General features: G+C 58.8%; 16 protein-coding genes. 8 read left to right on the top strand and 8 right to left on the bottom strand.

What is annotated here, in order from left to right:
• Positions 1 to 13: 13 nt before the first annotated feature.
• Entirely contained in the window at positions 14 to 322 is a 309-nt protein-coding gene (locus NA78x_RS24670) for a hypothetical protein (protein ID WP_425615049.1), read from the bottom strand.
• A gap of 267 nt (positions 323 to 589) precedes the next feature.
• On the opposite strand from NA78x_RS24670, the gene NA78x_RS24665 reads away from it, so the two are divergent.
• The 3 genes from NA78x_RS24665 (at position 590) to NA78x_RS24655 (ending at position 2,405) form a co-directional block, all read left to right on the top strand.
• Positions 590 to 1,273, top strand: a complete 684-nt coding sequence (locus NA78x_RS24665; protein ID WP_425615048.1) for an HNH endonuclease — start codon at positions 590 to 592, stop codon at positions 1,271 to 1,273.
• On the top strand, positions 1,270 to 1,515 hold the full coding sequence (locus NA78x_RS24660; RefSeq protein ID WP_425615047.1) for a hypothetical protein: 246 nt from the start codon (positions 1,270 to 1,272) through the stop codon (positions 1,513 to 1,515). The genes NA78x_RS24665 and NA78x_RS24660 overlap by 4 nt, the downstream gene beginning before the upstream one ends.
• An 80-nt stretch (positions 1,516 to 1,595) precedes the next feature.
• On the top strand, positions 1,596 to 2,405 hold the full coding sequence (locus tag NA78x_RS24655; protein WP_425615046.1) for a glycerophosphodiester phosphodiesterase: 810 nt from the start codon (positions 1,596 to 1,598) through the stop codon (positions 2,403 to 2,405).
• On the opposite strand, the gene NA78x_RS24650 is transcribed toward NA78x_RS24655, so the two are convergent.
• Positions 2,374 to 3,264 (bottom strand): hypothetical protein, encoded by an 891-nt coding sequence (locus tag NA78x_RS24650; RefSeq protein ID WP_425615045.1) that lies wholly within the window; start codon positions 3,262 to 3,264, stop codon positions 2,374 to 2,376. The genes NA78x_RS24655 and NA78x_RS24650 overlap by 32 nt on opposite strands.
• Before the next feature lie 359 nt (positions 3,265 to 3,623).
• Here NA78x_RS24650 and NA78x_RS24645 point away from each other — a divergent pair, with 359 nt between their 5' ends.
• Positions 3,624 to 7,310, top strand: coding sequence for a DUF2126 domain-containing protein (locus tag NA78x_RS24645; RefSeq protein ID WP_425615044.1), 3,687 nt, complete (start codon positions 3,624 to 3,626; stop codon positions 7,308 to 7,310).
• A gap of 843 nt (positions 7,311 to 8,153) precedes the next feature.
• On the opposite strand, the gene NA78x_RS24640 is transcribed toward NA78x_RS24645, so the two are convergent.
• The 4 genes from NA78x_RS24640 to NA78x_RS24625 form a co-directional block, all read right to left on the bottom strand.
• Positions 8,154 to 8,381, bottom strand: a complete 228-nt coding sequence (locus tag NA78x_RS24640) for a hypothetical protein (RefSeq protein ID WP_425615043.1) — start codon at positions 8,379 to 8,381, stop codon at positions 8,154 to 8,156.
• A gap of 359 nt (positions 8,382 to 8,740) precedes the next feature.
• A complete protein-coding gene (locus tag NA78x_RS24635) occupies positions 8,741 to 9,412 on the bottom strand; it encodes an MOSC domain-containing protein (protein ID WP_425615042.1) in 672 nt (223 codons plus the stop codon).
• Between the two features lie 3 nt (positions 9,413 to 9,415).
• Positions 9,416 to 10,147, bottom strand: coding sequence for a hypothetical protein (locus tag NA78x_RS24630; RefSeq protein ID WP_425615041.1), 732 nt, complete (start codon positions 10,145 to 10,147; stop codon positions 9,416 to 9,418).
• A 493-nt stretch (positions 10,148 to 10,640) separates the two neighbouring features.
• Entirely contained in the window at positions 10,641 to 10,799 is a 159-nt protein-coding gene (locus tag NA78x_RS24625) for a hypothetical protein (RefSeq protein WP_425615040.1), read from the bottom strand.
• Between the two features lie 296 nt (positions 10,800 to 11,095).
• Between NA78x_RS24625 and NA78x_RS24620 the strand changes: the two genes are divergently transcribed.
• A complete protein-coding gene (locus NA78x_RS24620; RefSeq protein WP_425615039.1) occupies positions 11,096 to 11,848 on the top strand; it encodes an RNA polymerase sigma factor in 753 nt (250 codons plus the stop codon).
• Positions 11,849 to 12,141: 293 nt separating this feature from the next.
• Entirely contained in the window at positions 12,142 to 14,415 is a 2,274-nt protein-coding gene (locus NA78x_RS24615; protein ID WP_425615038.1) for a prenyltransferase/squalene oxidase repeat-containing protein, read from the top strand.
• Positions 14,416 to 14,423: 8 nt separating this feature from the next.
• Here the strand turns inward: NA78x_RS24615 and miaA are convergent, their stop codons facing one another.
• Positions 14,424 to 15,434, bottom strand: coding sequence for a tRNA (adenosine(37)-N6)-dimethylallyltransferase MiaA (gene miaA, locus NA78x_RS24610; RefSeq protein WP_425615037.1), 1,011 nt, complete (start codon positions 15,432 to 15,434; stop codon positions 14,424 to 14,426).
• A gap of 276 nt (positions 15,435 to 15,710) precedes the next feature.
• Between miaA and hisE the strand changes: the two genes are divergently transcribed.
• On the top strand, positions 15,711 to 16,076 hold the full coding sequence (gene hisE, locus NA78x_RS24605; protein WP_425615036.1) for a phosphoribosyl-ATP diphosphatase: 366 nt from the start codon (positions 15,711 to 15,713) through the stop codon (positions 16,074 to 16,076).
• A 140-nt stretch (positions 16,077 to 16,216) separates the two neighbouring features.
• Positions 16,217 to 17,068 (top strand): ATP phosphoribosyltransferase, encoded by an 852-nt coding sequence (gene hisG, locus NA78x_RS24600; RefSeq protein WP_425615035.1) that lies wholly within the window; start codon positions 16,217 to 16,219, stop codon positions 17,066 to 17,068.
• 609 nt (positions 17,069 to 17,677) lie between these two features.
• On the opposite strand, the gene NA78x_RS24595 is transcribed toward hisG, so the two are convergent.
• Entirely contained in the window at positions 17,678 to 18,652 is a 975-nt protein-coding gene (locus tag NA78x_RS24595) for an IS30 family transposase (RefSeq protein WP_425615034.1), read from the bottom strand.
• Positions 18,653 to 18,820: the final 168 nt, after the last annotated feature.

The following is an 18,820-nucleotide window of genomic DNA, read 5'->3' as shown; positions in this document are numbered from 1 at the left end:
GTGGGACACGGTGCTAGTTCTGGCTGAAGTTCAGCGAAACCTTGGTTTCGCGTCCCAGCGGATTCTGAATGAAACTGCGATAGCAGTTGCAGCACAGATCGAAGCTCTTCTTTTGATAGACATCGTCGCCGATGGCCTCGTTCATTTCGTCATCGGCACGTTCGAGGATCTCTTCGATCTCGCACAGATGATCGCGATCATCGGCCAACTCGTTGTCGTTGATCGGTTCCATGACGGCTTGGACTTCTAGCCGTACGACATACCGAAGGTCGTCCTGCGGATCGAGCACTCGCTTGCATCGATCACACGAGTAGTGACGCATACGTATCCACCCCTTAAAAGCCTGGATCAGCGGCGAGTGTGCACCCGGACGTGCCCACTCACAACGTCATTCATCCTAACGCTGACTCCCGAAATCCCACAAGGTGATTCTACCAGAAAGTCGCACAGATCCGACTTTTGTTGCGCGCTGATGGCAACATCGTGCCACTTGCGAAATATTTAACGCGCAGCCGTTGCTATTTTGGGAGCGATAAAGTTCAGCCAACTCTCGACTGGCCACTGCCTGGGCGGCTCGGTAGAATAAAGCGTGATTCAACCGAACGTCGCGGAGGGAAACTGCGTGATCGAAGCGGACTCAGAACGTGTGTTGAGTTCCAGCGTTCTTGTGCTGAATCGCTTCTATTTGCCGGTGCATGTCATTTCGGTGCGCCGCGCGTTCATCTTGCTCTATCGCGAATGCGCCGAGATCGTACACCTCGAAGACGGTCAGTTTGCGAACTACGATTTCGAAAGCTGGTGCGAGATCAGTGCATTTCGCGCGCAAGAAAAGCAACCTCACGAGGACTGGATTCGCGCGGTGCACTTCGAGGTGCAATGTCCTCGCGTGGTGCGCTTGCTGCAGTACGATCGTTCGCCGCGGAGTGTCCTGCGGTTCAATCGCCGCAATCTGTTTGCTCGCGATGGCCACAAGTGCCAATACTGTGGCCGCTCGTTTCCCTCGCATCAGCTGAGTCTCGATCACGTCATGCCGCGCAGCCGCGGAGGCGAGACCAGCTGGCAGAATGTTGTCTGCTCGTGCGTCGGTTGCAACACCAAGAAGGCGAACCGCACGCCGCACGAAGCTCACATGCACTTAATGACCAAGCCCATCGAGCCCAAGGCGAACCCACTCCTGCTGCAAAAACTGAGCAATCCCAAGTATGCTGCATGGCAGACATGGTTGCCGCACCTGGTGGTGCCGCAGCATGCTTCGGCCGTCGATGTCCATTGATCCTCTCCGTTCTGTTCACCATGCAAGATGTTTTTGTCGGCGCGATTACGTGCGTCACAGGCGTGTTCTTCATTTTCGGGGCCGCAGCTAACAGCGAGCTGCTCTTAGGGCTGCATAAAACCCGCTGGATGACCAACCTCTGGGGACGCAACGTCGCCCGCCTTTGCCTGGGCATGTTTGGCCTCGCCTTGATCGCCCTCGGCATCGCGCTGATGCAAGGCTACCGCTTGCCGCTGCTCTGATCTCTGCCTTCCTTCCGCCCCCGCCCCTGCGGCGGGGGTTCATTGCCTTTTGCACTAGCTCGCCGTGGGTCGAACCATTTATGCAAACGCTTTCTACTTTTGGTTGCCTGTTGCTTCTCTCTCTGCCAGTGAATTTAGTCGCTGCCGACCTCAACTCCGCCGCCAAGAACGTGAAGCAAATCATAGCGCACCGTGGCGTGAGTGCCGAACGGCCCGAGAACACACTCGCTGCCATTCGTCGCGCGATCGAAGTGGGAGCCACGGCGACGGAAGTCGACGTGCGGACCACGAAAGATGGCAAGCTGGTTCTCTCACACGATGCCAAGGTTGACCGGATGACCAACGGCAAAGGCTCGATCGGCGAGCTCACGCTGGCCGAACTGAAACAGCTTGATGCCGGCGCAAAGTTCGCCGCTGAGTTTAAGGGGGAACCGCTCGCCACGCTGGCTGAGGCGGCCGACGTTTGCCGCGGCAAGATCGACCTGCTGCTCGATCTGAAGGAAACCGGCGATGAATATGCCGAGCGCGTCGCGGCCGTCATTCGTAAATCCGGCGATGAAGCGCGGACCATTGTCGGCGTGCGTAGCGTTGACCAGGCGAAACAGTTTCGCAAGTTACTGCCGAAGGCTCGGCAACTCGGGCTGATGGCGAAGCCGGACGAGATCGAAGCCTATGCAGCCGCCGGTGTCGAGATGCTTCGACTCTGGCCGAAGTGGCTCAAAGATGAATCACTTCCCGCGCGAGTTCGCAAAACGGGCTGCAAGTTGCATCTCAATGGCGAGCAGGGAACCGAAGAGGAACTGCACGCGTTACTCGCCCATCAGCCTGATTCACTCTCGGCCGATCATCCCGCGCAGCTCATTCAGCGGTTGAAGCAGTTGGCAAAATAGGAACTTCGATGGTCACGGGCAATCGCCGCCGGCGCGACGGAATCGCGAGTGGCACGAAGAGGCGATAGCCCGCCAGTCGCAGCGCGATCGCGCTGAAGAGTGCGACCGTGGAGGGACTAGCGGCCAGCACGAGGACGTATGGGTCAAACATGTCGTCGGTCACAATAACTTCGGCCAGACGAAAATAGCCGCTGAACAAAAATGGAACACTGATCCAAGCCAAGATGGCCAGAAGCAGTGACTGCCAACTCAGGCGCGGCCAGAGCAGGATCAGCGCCGGTGGCAGCGACATGCTAATGAGAATTGCATGCAGGGCAAGAATCGCGTCAATGCCGCTGTGGGGCATTTTCTCTTTCAGCCAATCGGACTTGGCGGCAGCCAGTAGCGCGCCGATCAGCGCTGTTGCTGCCAGCAGTTGCTTCAGGCGAAACTGATTGACGGAGATTGCCGGGGTACCCTTTGCGATGTGTTGCAATCGCCAACCCGTTAGCCAGCGAATCGCAAGGGCGAAGCCGAACGAAACGAGAATCGTATAATCGTCGACCCAGCGAAACAGCTGAATCGCATGGTGGTCGCTGACCTTCGGATCATGAATCAACAAGCCGGCATCCTGGGCAACTCGCAAGATCAGATAAGCCCCGCCCAGCCGTGTGACGCGCCAATGGAGTGGTTCTGATCCCAAGACGAGCCACATCGCCAGCAGGCCGGAACTGGCAAATGTCGAGGCCTCATAGGCCGCATAAGGTGAACCAGTGAGGTTTAGCGGGTTCCAGATAAAGACAATCAGCCGCCATAGGCAATGGAGCACGGCCAAGCCAATGAGCAGCAATGTCTTCGAATTGGTGGAGAACCAGGTCATCGTTTGGGCCCAACAACTTGGCTCAGAAACCGGGCAACGCTCGCCCAATGGTCAGGCAGTGATTACATTCAGGTCGTAGCAACGCCGCTGAATTGCTCCCTAGGATAGCCGAAAAACAGTAAATGCCTTAGTTTCTAAGGCTGGTTTTGAGCAGCGGAATGGGAATTGCTACGCGGCGCTTAGCGCGCGTTCGCACCACCGCGACTATCTCTTCGAAGGATCGATCAGAGCCGCGGCAACTGCCGCGCGAATCGGTCGCAGCGCTTGAATTAGGCCTGCTCGATTTGCCCAAGCCGACGTCTTTGCCTTGCCGATACCTTCGATCCACAGACCACTCGCCCAGATTGCAACGAACCGCTATGGCTATTCGCGTCGCCCTGCATCACCGCACCGTTTACCGCTACGACCGCTCCGTCACGCTGATGCCGCACGTGGTTCGGCTGCGGCCGGCGCCGCACTGTCGCACGCCTATCTTGAGCTATTCGCTCAAGGTGCAGCCGGAGCTGCAGTTTCTGAATTGGCAGCAAGATCCGTACAGCAACTACCTGGCGCGGTTCGTGTTTCCGGAGCCAGCGACCGAAGCCGTGTTCGAAGTCGATCTCGTCGCCGAGATGACCGCGATCAACCCGTTCGACTTCTTCATCGATACCTACGCGCAAAAGTTTCCCTTCGCCTACGAGCCCATCTTGGCTCGCGAATTGACTCCGTACTTCGAGACCTCCACCGCTGGTCCGCTGTTGCAACAACTGGTCGAAACCTGCCGCAAGCCCGAAGCGGTCACGGTCGACTATCTGGTGGAACTGAATCAGGCGGTGCAGAACCGCGTCTCGTACGTCATTCGCATGCAGCCGGGCATTCAACCGGCCGAAGAAACATTGACGCTCGGCTCGGGCAGTTGCCGGGACTCGGCGTGGCTGCTCGTAAACTTGATGCGTCACTTGGGATTGGCCGCGCGGTTCGTCTCGGGTTACTTGATTCAATTGACGGCCGATGTGAAATCGCTCGATGGCCCGAGCGGACCGACGACCGACTTCACCGACCTGCATGCCTGGACCGAAGTCTTCATTCCCGGTGCGGGCTGGGTAGGTCTCGACCCCACCAGCGGTCTGCTCGCTGGCGAAGGGCACATTCCGCTCGCTTGTGCTGCCGACCCCATCTCGGCGGCCGCGATTACCGGCAGCTATACCTGGAACAAACTCGAAACCGATCCTGCCGACGCCAAGGTGAAGGAAGATTTTGAATTTGAAATGACGGTGACCCGGATCCACGAAGATCCTCGCGTCACCAAGCCTTACACCGACCGGCAATGGAATTCCATCGAAGCCCTCGGTGCGCAGATCGACGATGAACTGCGGGCCGCCGATTGCCGCCTGACGATGGGTGGCGAACCGACGTTCGTTTCGATCGATCAGCGCGATGCCCCCGAATGGAACACCGCCGCTCTCGGTCCGCACAAGCGCGAACGCGCGGGTATCTTGTTCCGCAAACTGCGAGATCACTTCGCGCCGCAAGGGATGCTCCACTTTGGTCAAGGCAAGTGGTACCCCGGCGAATCGTTGCCGCGCTGGAACCTCACAGCCTTCTGGCGCAAGGATGGTCAACCACTTTGGCGCAATCCGGCGCTCGTGGCCGAAGATGGTGAGAAGTACAAGTTCACCGACCGCGATGCCCAGCGGTTTGCGCAGGTCCTGTCGCGACGACTCGGCATCGATCCGGGCAAAGAGATTCCCGGCTACGAAGACGTTTGGTACTACATGTGGCGCGAACGCCGCCTGCCTACCAATGTCGATCCGCTGAATAACAATCTGGCCGATGCCGAAGAGCGGGCGCGGATTGCCAAGATCTTCGATCACGGTCTCGAGAAGATCATTGGTTACGCTTTGCCGGTGCAGCGGATCCACACTCGCGAAGGTGCTTATTGGATCAGCGGTAGCTGGTTCCTGCGTCGCGAACACATGTTCCTGATCCCCGGCGATTCGCCGATGGGCTTCCGCTTGCCGCTGGATAGCATTCCGTGGGTCGCTCCTGGCGATCTGTTCAAGCCGGACGAAATCGATCCCTCGGCCAAGCTGCCACCATTGCCCGACGCGAATGACGGCACGTTCTGGGCTCCGGACGCGGGCGACTTGATGGCCCGCTACAACGCGGCCGCCAAGCCGCAATCGGTATGGGAGAAGAATTTTGGCGGCGAAATGCCGGGCTATCCGACCGGAGCCATTTCGGGCTCGCACTCGCATGCTCAGGATTTTGACGGCTTCAATACGCCGAATGCCGGCGATCGTCGGCGCGATACGCTCGTGAAGTTTCAAACGAGCAGCGACACGCGGCCTCAGCCTGGCGAATCGGCTTCAGGCATCGTGCGCACGGCGCTGTGCATCGAAACGCGCGGCGGCACGATGTACATCTTCATGCCTCCGTTCTCGATCCTCGAGGACTATCTCGACCTGGTCTCGGCCATCGAAGCGACGGCAAATGAACTCAACATACCGGTGCAGATGGAAGGCTATGGCCCGCCGCACGACTATCGCGTCGATAGCCTGTCGGTGACACCTGACCCAGGCGTGATCGAAGTCAACATTCATCCCACCGACAACTGGGAAGAACTCGCTGCCAATACCGAAGTGCTCTATCAACTGGCGCATGAATCGCGCCTCACGGCCGAGAAGTTCATGCTTGATGGCAAGCACACGGGCACCGGAGGTGGCAATCATATTGTCATCGGCGGTCCCACGCCGGCCGAGAGCCCGATTCTGCAGCGGCCCGATTTGCTCCGCAGCCTCATCTCGTACTGGCACAATCATCCGTCGCTTTCGTATCTGTTCAGCGGCATGTTTTTGGGACCAACGAGCCAAGCACCGCGCATCGACGAAGCCCGCAATGATTCGCTGTATGAGATGGAGATCGCGTTCCAAGAGATTCGCAATCAGCCCGGAGTGAAGCCCTGGCTGGTTGACCGCATCTTCCGTCACTTGCTCACCGATCTAACCGGCAACACGCACCGGGCCGAGTTCTGCATCGATAAGCTCTACTCCCCCGATAGCTCAGCGGGACGTCGCGGTCTGCTCGAAATGCGGGCGTTTGAAATGCCGCCGCACTGGCAGATGAGCCTCGTGCAGCAGTTGCTGCTGCGGTCGCTACTCGCCCGCTTTTGGCACGAACCGTATCGCGCTCGGCTCGTGCGCTGGGGAACCGAGTTGCACGATCGTTTCGCGCTGCCGCACTTCATACAGCAAGACCTGCAGGATGTGTTGTACGAACTGCGTCATGCCGGTTTCCCGCTGCAGGAAGCCTGGTTCGCCCCGCACTTCGAGTTCCGCTTCCCCACGCTCGGCAACATTGCCCAGCGCGGAGTGACGCTGGAACTGCGAACCGCCATCGAGCCTTGGCACGTGCTGGGCGAAGAGAGCACCAGCAGCGGAACAGCCCGTTACGTCGATTCGTCGGTCGAACGCGTGCAGGTGAAGGTCAGCGGACTGGTCGACACGCGCCACGTGATCGCCTGCAATGGCCGCCGCGTGCCGCTCCATCCGACCGGCGTAAATGGCGAGTTTGTTGCCGGTGTGCGTTACCGCGCCTGGCAGCCACCCTCGTGTTTGCATCCGACCATCGGCACCAATGTGCCGCTGGTGTTCGATGTGATTGATACCTGGCTGAATCGCTCGATCGGTGGCTGCACGTATCACGTGGCTCACCCTGGCGGTCGTAGTTACGAGACGTTCCCCGTGAATGCCAACGAAGCCGAAGGTCGACGTCATGCCCGCTTCTTCGCGATGGGACACACCCCGGGCAGCGGCTTGGTGACACCCGCTGAAGAACATCATGCCGAGATGCCACTCACGCTCGACCTGCGCACGACGCCCACGATGGAAAAAGACCTGCTGGCTCCCGATAACCTGCAATTGCCAACTCGAACGATGTTCGGCAACGGCTCGCTCGGCGCCGGATACACTTCCACCAACGGCCGCGCCGATCATGCCAGCCTCGCCCCGTCGCAACCCTTCCGCAGCCGCCTAACCGCTGCCTATGAAGGGGAACGATACGACTGAACGGAGGCTATGACCTAGGTAGGGTGTGGTCGAGTCGCGCAGCTCAAACTAAACCTTCGCGCACATCGTTGCCGCGACCAGGCTCACTGGGAGCGTGCGGCGAGCGTTTTCACGGAACGCTAGAATGCACGGCCGGCTCGTCCAAAAGTGATGGCGTAGGGCTTAAACTACCAAAGGCATCGGCCCGCGAATCAGTTCCTCAACAGTCGCGCCCGCAGATGTCGATGCTGCGGCAATTTGCTGCTGCCATAGGCGTGGCGCTCAGTATGATTGTGCGGGAGTAGCGGAGATGGCACTTTGAAGAAGCTCTTCGCGTTTTGTACGTTAAGCGCAGAGCCAGGTTCAAGGCACGATCTGCGAGTGACGCGACTAGCCGTGGCGTTTGCTGTGGTCGTTAATCTGTTCGGAATTTTGGCCGCGACAGCAACTGCTTGGAGAGGTGCTGCTGACTGGTTTCAAGCGGTAGTGGTTTCCGGTTTCATTGCCGGCATAACCGCAGTCCAAGTTCTGAGCGTAGTGTCTGGCCGCTTTAGTTCTACCGGACAAACGGTTTCTCGTACTGGGCATCCATTCGACTTCTGGTTGTCGTATTGGATTTGGATTTGCGTTCCAATGGCCGTGAGTGTCCTCTTTCTCCTTGGATACGCCAGCAAAAATAACTAACAGCGGACCTGTTGGGCAGATGCTCCAACTTGTGGGAAGACAGGCTTTATTGGGCAAAGCCTATTTGCTCAACTGGAGGGATGTTCACAAACTGGCAGGGTTTGCGAACCCTGGTACAAATCGCCGTTGCGACGAGGCCCATCGGGAGCATGCAGCAGTCAATGATTGCTTGGCGGATGTTCAATCCGGTAGCCCCTCCAGGACTTTGATCTTGGCCTGAGTCAGAGACGCTTCGATCCCTTCCGCTGGCGGCACACCATGCAGCAGGAGGGTCGTGTTTCGCTTCCAACACCAGCGGCGGTTGACATCGGTAATGACTGCCACCCGGAGCGTCGTGAGGTTGTCGATCAGTTCTACGCGGTCGGGCAGGTCGCTTGGCTTTACCCAGCGGTAGCGGTTCTGATTCATGGATGCGGACCCCTAGTTGGTGAGAAGCACCGTTGCCGACGAAGCGGGCAGATCCGTCGGCAAGGTGCCAGGCAGACCCCACATCACGCAGCCGTGGAGAGGATCATTCCAAAGTCCTCCGGGGCGTTTTGTGCTTCAGGTCATGCCGAACCCGACATGTTAAAAAAGCACACAAGGGCCGTCTGTACGGTAGGTGACACAGTGGCGTTTTCGTCGAGGAACAGAAGCTCTCGCTTAACCGAGGGGTGTTCACAAACCGGCAGGGTTTGTGAACACGGATGTGCGGGAAACCCGAGAGTTGCGCTAGGTAGCGTTCACAAACCTACCCGGTCTGTGAACACACTTTTCCCGGGACCGGGTTACTTCTTGCCGGCTCTCGCCACCCGCTCTGCAAAAACCTCACGCCAACTCTCGGCCAGTTGAGGAAGCGCGGCGAGGGCTGCGGCTGCGGCAATGTCGTGCTTGCCATGGTGCATGAGATGGCTGGCGCGGTGGGCGTTCCAAGCGGGATGGGGCCGTTCGACGAGTTCGATGGCTTGCCCCGGTTCGATCGTGCCAGGCTGCAGCACGCGCAGATACCAGCCACTGCGGCCGTTTTGGGTTACTTGCCGCGCGAGATCGCTGATCCGCCAGCGGCGCGAGAGCTTCCAGCAGGGCTGGCGAGGTTGCGAGACCTCGAAGCGGACTTCGCCGACTTGCCAGATGTCGCCAATGCAGACGGTTGTTTCGTCGCAGCCAGCGATGGTCAGATTTTCGCCGAACGCGCCGCCTGACCAGGCGACGTGAGGATGCTCGTGTTGCCACAAAGGAAAATGATCGGCCGAATATGCGAGCACGGCCTTGTCGGGGCCGCCGTGAAAACGGAGATCGGCCTGGCCATCGCCGACGATGCCCAATTCGCGCACCTGCTGCGGACCGCTGACCGGCAGCTTGAAGAAGGCGGTGGTCCACGGGCGGTCGTGTTCGTCGCTGGCACCTGCGGTGCCCAAGGATTGAGGCTGGGCCACTTGAATCGAAAGGATAGTAGGCATGGTTTATCGCAGGGCAGTACTGACGCGCGTGTCACTGAGGGCGATCATGCCCCAGACGGCAAAAATGGCACCGAAAACGATGCAGGGACCACAGGGGATGAGCGCCGCAATCGTACCCAGCCAAGCAGTAACCAGGCCGCGACCGCGAAACATGGCGTAGGCCCCAAGCAGGGCGATGAGCGAAGGCGCGGATGCCAGGCCAATCATCACCCCGAGGGCAATCAGGCCGCCAGCCGTTTCGGCCGGATCGGGCTTGAAGAGATCTTTTTGGAATCCCGGGTCCATGAGCATCATCAGAAAGAACAGGCCGATGAGGACCAGCGTCATGAGGGCCGACAGGGCAATTCCGAACGCGGGAATGAGCAGCTTGGCGCAGGCTTGGTCGCGGGAAAAAGGCAGGTTGACTTCGGCGTAGCCGCTGGGGGACGAATAGGGGTTCTGCAGATCGGCTGGACCGATCGGAGCACCTGGCAATTCGCCAAACGGATTACTGGTGGTGGCCTGAGGCTGAACCGCAGGTTGAAAAGCGGCCGAGGGTGGCAGCCAGGCAGGAGCCGACGGATTTGCTAGCGGAGCAACTGGGAAAGAAATGTCTGCCAGTGGGGCGGAGTTCGCGGAGGCGGCTGGCACAGCGGAGATTGTCTGACAGCGAGGGCAACGGGCCATCTTGCCCGCAGCCGTATCTGGCGTGCGGATCTGGGTTTGGCACGTCGGGCAGGCAAACTCGATGGGCATCGCAGGCGAATTCCGGAATCGTTTCCGGGCGAGGGAATAAAGGTCGCTAGCCGAGCATCTATGGGTAGCGAAGAGTGAATATATCGAACTTCGTCGGTTCTAGCCCGCCAGTCACAAAAAAGTACTGGGAAGGCGAACCGGGAAAAAAGACGATATATTTTTTAGGGGCCCGCGAACCTTCTGGTTGGCAGGGCGTCTAAGCTGGCAGGAACCAGGAGTGGGAGGCAGATCGCCCGCGGTACGTGGATCACGAATTTGCCGTTTTCGCCCCTGGTTGGTAACATTGTTTGTGGTTGTGAGGGGAAGTAGTCAATTTTTGCTGGCCACACGCTGAATGGAATAAATCAGCTGAGGGCTTCGGAATGCTGGTTGAGAGACCGGCGGGCTTTGCAGGCCTGCAGTCGCCTCTGCTAATAGTCGTTCTAGCGAGTTTTGTCTAAATCCGTACTCAGGAGTCGTTTCTGTTTTTTGTATCTCTCGTGAGCAGGGCACTTTAAGTTAGTGCACCCTTGTTCGCGCCGAAGGGAGCTTCGTCATGCGCAGCATCATCAATACCATCGCCACCGTGACACGCAATGTCGTCGTCGCCGCGAATCGCCAAGCCGTAACGGCAGTGGCAGGTATGGGTACGCTGCGCGTCGCAGATTCCCATCAGCGCCATCTGTATGCCGGATCGGCAGGAATAAAGCGCCCCGAATCGCCCAGCAAGTCCAAACCGGAAGGTTTGGAACAGCCGTGGCTTGGGTTGGCGTGGTTTACCTGTCAGCTATCCCGGGATTTGGTCCCAGCGGTTGACCTTAGTAGTCAACGTCGCGGGGCATCATCCCGGAGCCGGCGTCCGCAAGGGTTTAGAAGTTTGTTGTTACGTGGGTAACTAGTCAGCCCGCTTTGTCGCAAAGACTTGCGACCGGGAATTGACTCTCACCAACAACAAAACGCACCTAGCGGATGCCAGCCGGGCTGACGTGTGATCTTTCACACTCATGCTGCCCGCCGCTGCTGCCGCTCGTTGCTTTCACCTGCATTGCACTTCGCCGCCTTCGGCTGATGCTTCGCTGGTGTCTTCACAGACACCCGCTTGATGGCATCGGTTCGCATGGTGGTGGTGTGCTCAACATACGAGAGAACATCATGAACGTTTTTGAACAGACCGAGAATGGGGATTTGATCGAGCTTGTGAAAGCGGCTCAGCAGGGTGATCGCGAAGCGTTCGGGCAGTTGTTCGAGCGGTTCGAGCGGCACGTGCTGGCCATTGCGATTCGCCGATTGGGCGACTTTGCCGAAGCTCAGGAGCTTTGCCAGGATGTGTTCATCCAAGCGATGACCAAGATCCAGCAGCTTCGGCAGCCGGAGGCGTTCGCGGGTTGGCTCCGGTCGATCACGAACCGGATGGCCATCAACCGGGTCGTGCGGCAAGGTCACGACCAACCGCTGGATGTGGAAGTCCTCGAGCAGAACTGTGCGGTCGATCAAACGCCGCTCGAGTTCGCGCTTGAGGACGAGCGGAAGGTTCGGGTGCGGGAAGGTCTCGCGCAGCTGGGCGATGTCGATCGCGAAACCCTCGAAGCGTTCTACGTTCGGGGTCAGTCGCTGATCGAAATGGCCGATGCGTTCGACGCTCCGCTCGGAACCATCAAGCGGCGGTTGCACGTCGCTCGTAAGCGGCTTGCCAAGCACGTCGAGGAACTCGTCGCGGTTTAATTGCCGGGCCGAATCATTCGGCGACAAGATAGATTCAGAGGCCCGCCTGTAGTTCAGGCGGGCCTCGTTTCGTTCTTGTGCGGTGAAATCTTGACTCCTCAGCGATGCTGGCACTAGGCCGATAGCCGCGGGTGATTCTCGGGAAAATGCCGGTCCCGAGCGGTCGAAATTTGTCGGAGGAGAATTTTCTCGGTTACAATGCAGGACTGTTAAGGCCATCAGGAAAGAGCCAGAACTTTTCTCACGGGCACTGGGTGGTCGTCATTCGTACGGCTGCCTCGCCGTAGGTCGGCATGAGCACCCAGACGAACCAAGACTCAGAACTGCAGCACAGCTTTGGACCGGGGGAGATCGGCTTCGATTTCCTGCCGTTGCAGACCACTAGCGCGCCCCTGCCGACCCAGCCCGAAACCACGATCCCGACGTTCGATCTGCAGTCTAGTTCCGAGCTGCCGTCGCTCACCGATGCCCTCCCTGTAGTGGAGCGGCCGATCATCGCCGCCAGTCCAAACGGTAGAGGCCAGACTCGATTTTGGCTCGACGGCGAAACGATCCTCTGTAGCTGTCCCGACTGCAAAGCGCCGATGTCGGTGCGCCTCTGGCTGATGACGGCCGATTGTTGGCGCTGCGGGGTGAGCATCGACCTGACAGAGGAGCAAGAGCGAGAAATCTCCAAGCTGCTCGAAGCTCGCAAGCCAGCCCCGGCAAAAGTGCCGCCGCCAGCGCCCAAGGCGGCTGTGGTGGCACCAACAGTTGCTGCAGCGGTTGTTGCTGCCCCGGTACTTCGCGCACCCGTCCCTCCGCCCAAGATCACACCGCCGCCATTGCCATCGCCTTCTGCCGTTCCGCAGCCGATGGGCCGCGCGAGTGCTCCCGTCGGGCCGGTCGGCAAAGTGTCTGCGCCCGTGCCTCCGCCGGCGCCAACCAAGATCATTCCGCCACCGGTGCGTCAGCTCGATCCCGCGACCACGTCCACCATTGTTGCACCACCCGCGCCGCCAGTTCCGCAGCGCCGCCCGGTCACGCCGCCGCCTGCTCCTCAGCCGGCCAAATCCTCGCCGGCAGCTACTCAGCAACGCCAAGTTCAACAGCGCCGCCCGGCACCAGTGCCGGTGAAGGAAGTCGATTGGATCAAGAAATTCGTGGACGCCACTCCGGCGTGGATGATTAGCGGTCTGGTCCACCTGATCGCACTCACCCTGCTGGCGATGTTCACGGTTCCCGAAGATGACAAAGAGGGGCCGACGATTCTCCTCTCGGCTAACCTGAGCAACGAACGCGTCGAAGGGGGCGATACGCTCGTCCTGCCTCCCGATGTGCGTGCGCAGTTCGATATGCCGCTGCCGGAGAAGGTCGATCTGAAGAACCCGGACGAGATCAAGTCGCTGGTGGCCGCCAATCAAGATGCCCGGGAACTGCGCCTCGACAGCGACGACCTCCCGAATATGGCCAGCGTCGATCTCGTAAAGAAGCAGGTCGAAAACGCCACGGGCGTGCGGCAGGCGCTCTCGGCTCGCGATCCTCGCTTGCGCGTCGAGATGGTGACCCAAGAAGGTGGCACCACCATGACCGAAGCGGCTGTGGCCCGCGGTCTGCGTTGGCTCGCGAATCATCAAAACAAAGACGGCAGCTGGCGACTCGACGACTTCGAGAGCGTGAACAATTGCAACTGCGGCGGTCGTGGTCATTTTCATACGAAGGCTCCTGGCACGGCACTCGCCATGTTGCCCTTTCTCGGTGCCGGGCAAACGCATCTCGCGGGCAAGTACAAAGGCTCGGTCTCGCGCGCTCTGCGTTGGCTGGTTCAACATCAAAAGGAAAATGGCGACCTCCGTCACGACGAGCGCAGCAATGCCGGCATGTACACCCACGGTCAGGCTTCGATTGTCCTCTGCGAAGCCTTCGCCATGACCGGCGACGAAGAGCTGCGCATTCCTGCTCAAAAGGCGATCGACTTCATTGTGAAGGCCCAGTTCAACGACGGTGGCTGGCGCTATCAACCGGGCCCCAGCAACGACCGCGGCGATACCAGCGTCGTCGGTTGGCAGCTGATGGCCCTGCAAAGTGCCCGCGCCGCGAATCTCAACGTCCCTGAACGAACGCTGCTGCGTGCTAGTTCCTATCTCGATACTTGCCAGAGCCACGGCGGTTCGCAGTACAGCTACATGTCCGGCTCCGGTCCCACGCCTGTGATGACAGCGGAAGCACTACTCTGCCGCATGTACCTCGGTTGGAACAAAAAACAGCACCCAGCCCTGGGTCGTGGCGTCGATACCATCCTTGCCGAATATCCTCCTCGCAAGCAGCATCCGAACATTTACTATTGGTACTACGCCACCCAAACCATGCACCACTTTGGTGGCGAACAGTGGGATGAGTGGAACCTGCAAATGCGGGACGTTCTCACTTCCACGCAGCAGACCAGCGGTCATGCGGCGGGCAGTTGGGAGCCCCGTGGTGAACATGCCGATCGCGGTGGTCGCATTTACATGACGTCCCTCGCCGTCTGCACGCTCGAAGTCTACTACCGGCATCTGCCCATCTTCCGGCAAATCAAACTGGACTAATCTCCGTTTCAGCCGTGCATTCGCAACGCATGGATCGTCTCTGCTACTTGCTCCGGCGAGTGATCGACATCGGCCGGCACAAACGTGCATTCGCTCAAACTGCGGAACCACGTCTCCTGTCGCTTGGCGAACTGCCGCGTCCGAATCTTCACAAAGTCGATGCATTGTCCCAGTGAAACCGGCGGCCGGTTTCTCTCGCTGGGAATGATCTTCAAAAACTGCAACACCTCGCGATATCCCACCGCCTGAGCGGCGGTGCGACTCAGCTGTCCGTAGTTTTGAATGAGCCGTGAAACTTCGTCAACAAGTCCTTGAGAAAACATTTGATCGACGCGGGCTTCGATTCGCTGATGCAGCAACTCACGAGGCCAGTGCAGCACAAACACCTTGCTTTCCGCAGCAGGCCGCGCATCATCAAACTGGTTCTGCTGATGGCTCAGAGGCTGCCCCGTGAGTCGAAATACTTCGAGCGCCCGGACGATGCGGCGCTTATCGCGAGGGTGCAGCTTGGCGGCGAGCAAGGGGTCGATCACTTGCAGCCGCTCATGCAGCGCATCGATGCCCACTTCGGCCAATTCTTTGTCAATCTGTTCGCGAAACTCCCAATCGGCTGGCGGTCCTTGATAAGCTCCCCGCAGCAACGACTTCAAATACAGCGGAGTGCCGCCGACAAACAGCACCTGCTTGCCGCGACTCCGAATCTCGTCGATGCACGCATGAGCGGCATCCAGGTACTCACTCAAGCTGTAGTCTTCGCTCGGCGGCAACACGTCCAGCAAGTGATGCGGCACTAAGGCTCGATCTTCCGCCGAGGGCTTCGCGGTGCCAATATCCATTCCTTGATACAGGGCCATCGAGTCCAGCGAGATGATCTCGGCATCCAGCTTTTTGGCCAGGTGAATGCCGACCTTCGTTTTTCCGGCTGCCGTGGGGCCCGTCAGGAACCAGCAATCGCGCACAGGGGGCGTGGGTGGAATGCCGCCAGAGTGAAATTGCGGGTTAAAATCCGTGGAATTCATGGTCTTCAAGCAATCTTCGCGGACAAATTCCCGAGGGAACTCCCGCGGTAACAATCCGTAGCCACTCGCATGCATTGCGGGTTTGGGCAACGGGATTTAGGATATTTACGTACCTCAGCGTGGATCGAGTGCCAGTTTGACTTGTCCGGCATCGGCGGAATGTCTCCACTCCCTTGTCTCGCAGCACTCGAGCTCGAACGGTTGTTGCCGTCACGAGCGCCGTTGGGGTTCCCAGTATCCATCCCGTAGAAATTTGCCGCAAGCAACGAGACAAACGTGACCGCCACACTACCACCCGCTGCCGACGCTTCTTCCTCCACAGTTGCTCAACTCATGGCCGTGATCGAAGATCGCAAGCGAAACCCGCCTGCCAAATCGTACACGACCGTTCTGCTTCAGGGAGGTGTCGCCAAAATCGGCGGCAAAGTCCAGGAAGAGGCCCGCGAAGTGGTTGAAGCGGCCTACGAGCAGGGTGAACCTGGCCGCAAGCACGTCATCGCCGAAGCGGCCGACGTGATCTATCACCTGTGCGTCTTGCTGGCCCATCAAGAGGTCCGCTGGGACGAAGTCGAGAGCGAAATTGCCCGCCGCTTCGGCATCAGCGGTCTCGACGAAAAAATGGCCCGCCCTGCCAAGGGTTAATTTTCCTCTCCCGAACATGCGGGCCCCGCTGACTGTCTCTAGCAGACCAGCGTGGTGCCCCAACTACCTCCGCGGGCTGCGGCGAGATTTCTCTCGCAGCCTCACCGATCGAACTACCTGCAACGAGCGATTGAAAACTCATGTCGAACCTCCGGATTGGTGTCCCCAGCAAAGGCCGCCTCAGTGAACTCGCCGCCGAAATTCTGAAACAAGCGGGCCTTAGCTTTCGCCGCCAAGACCGCAGCCTGTTTGCTCGCTGCGGCGAGATGCCCATCGACATCACCTTCCTCCGTACCGAAGACATCCCCGTCCTCGTGGCCGAAGGGGCCATCGATATGGGCATCACCGGCAGCGACCTGCTCGCCGAATCGGGTGCCAAGATCATCGAACGGCTCGACCTGGGTGTCGGCAAATGCAAGCTGGCCCTCTGCGTCAGCGAAGACGGCGATATCAACCACCCGTCGCAACTCAACGGCAAGCGTGTCGCCACCAGCTTTCCCAACGTCACCCGCAACTATCTGAAGCAGCACAAGGCCGACGTCCACATGGTCGAACTGAGCGGTTCGGTCGAAGTAATGATCGCCCTCGGCGTCGCCGATGCCATCGTCGACCTCGTCGAAACGGGCAGTACCCTCGCAGCCAATCGCCTGAAGGTCCTCGACGAAATCGGTCGCTACTCGACGGTCATCATCCAGAATGCCGACCGCCGCGAAGCTGCCCTGGCCGACCGAGTTGTCCGTCGTCTCGAAGGGGTCGTCATCGCCCGCAGCTATTCACTGCTCGAGTACAACATTCCCCGCACCAAGCTGGCCGATGCCGAAAAGATTACCCCCGGCTTCAACAGCCCCACGGTCAACGCTCTGGAAGATCCAGCGTGGTGCGCTGTCCGCGTGATGGTCCGCCGCAGTGAAGTCATCGAAGTGATGGAAAAGCTCGAAGCGGCTGGCGCTCATGCCATTCTCGAAACGCAGATCAACAACTGCCGGCTGTAACTCGCCACCAAGTGTCCTGGTCCTCATCGGGCAAGCATGACCGCTTGCCTAATAGCACTTGCCCACTGGCCGTTTGATAACTTTTTGCGCGACTTTTGCGAAGTCGCTTGCGGCGACTTATTCTCCCTTGGCTGCGGCCTCCATCTCTGCTGATAACTGCCAGCTCTCTTGTGGCTGAAGACCCGTTTTTGATAACTTTTTTGCTGCTTTTCTTCACTGGGACCATCTCGCTGCAGGTTGTTGTCTGGCAATCATTTGCGACAAAATTTTGTGGTTATTACCGCTCTTTTTCGTCGTTTGGCGATAACCATTTGATAACCAGTTTGGCAGAACTGTTCACCACCTGTTCAGCCGTGTTGCTTGCTCGCGCGAGATTCTGACTAGGGTGATTCCCCGTCCCTTACTCGCCGGAATCAGTGGTCCACTTGATAACCGCCTGATAACCAATTTGTGATCTGCCCGTCTTGCCGGGACTACGCATTCATCCAAACGTCATGGCGACGTCTGCATCCATTCCCACCATTTTGTAAAAGATCTACCGCAACTCATTTTACGGATGTCCGTGACTAGTTAGGTCACGTCTCGGAAATAATTGTCTCCATGGTGAAGTCAAGTTTGAACTGCAAGACAGCAATGTTTTGAAAGGGCTTCGTGGGGTGTTTGAAAATCCAGTCGTTTTCGAGGTCGGTGATTGAGTTTTTCCTGGACGGCTTGGACCTCGTAGCGAGTGACCTGGCTGAAGCGGGTGCCTTTCGGGAAGTATTCGCGGACTAGGCCGTTTGTGTTTTCGTTCGTGCCGCGCTCCCAAGGTGAGTGCGGATGTGCGAAGAAGATCAGCAGGGTCAGGATCCACTGCAGCCATTCCCAGCGGCTGAATTCGGAGCCGTTGTCGAACGTCACGCTCTGACGCAACTCACGCGGGTGTTTTCCCAGGCGAACACGAATAGCGCTCATCACCACGTCGGACGTTTTGTTGGGAACCAGGATCAGTTCGACGTAGCCCGTTTGACGTTCGACGAGACTCACCAGCGAGAACTGGTCATGACCGCCGCTGCAAATCAAATCTCCTTCCCAATCGCCGCAGCGGCCCCGTTCGTTAATGATCGCGGGTCGTTGTTCCAATTGCGGGCAGATCCGCTCTTTTCGCGTGCGGCAACGGCGTTTGTGCAGGTGATAACGACGCAGGCACTTCTGCAGTGGGCGTCCGTGGTCGTCACGGCGGAGCGAGTTGTAGATCGTCTGCCGCGAGATCCAACGGCGCGGATCCTCGGGAAACTGACGCTTGCTCACACCTGCGATCTGCTCCGGAGACCAGCCTTCTTGGAGTTGCTTCTTGACCGCCTCCCGAATCTCTGGCTGCTCGAACTTGCGACGCGGCCGCCCAGCCGCCGCCCGCCGACGCATCGCCAGTCCCTGGGCCACCGATGCCGAGTAACAACTCCGCGGCCGATTGCGACTCAATTCGCGACTGATTGTCGAAGCATCGCGATGAGTCGCCTCGGCGATGGCAGCCTGAGTACAACCCTGAGCATTCATCGTCGCTATGATTTCACGCTCCTCAACCCTAAGCTGCTTGTAAACCATCGCTGGGCCTCCGTTTGAGTATCTGCAAGTGAGATTCTGATATTCAAACACCCAGCGATGGCCTTTCCTACTCTCAGCCACCATACGCTAGCTTGCACTTCAATTTTGCACGCACCCATTCACGCAGGCCTTTTCTTAGGTAACGCGTTCTTAGGTAACGCGCAGCGT

Source organism: Anatilimnocola aquadivae (genome assembly GCF_049819085.1).
Taxonomy (GTDB): Bacteria; Planctomycetota; Planctomycetia; order Pirellulales; family Pirellulaceae; genus Anatilimnocola.
Note: the sequence above shows the minus strand (reverse complement) of the source record. Positions and strands in the feature narration are given on the sequence as shown.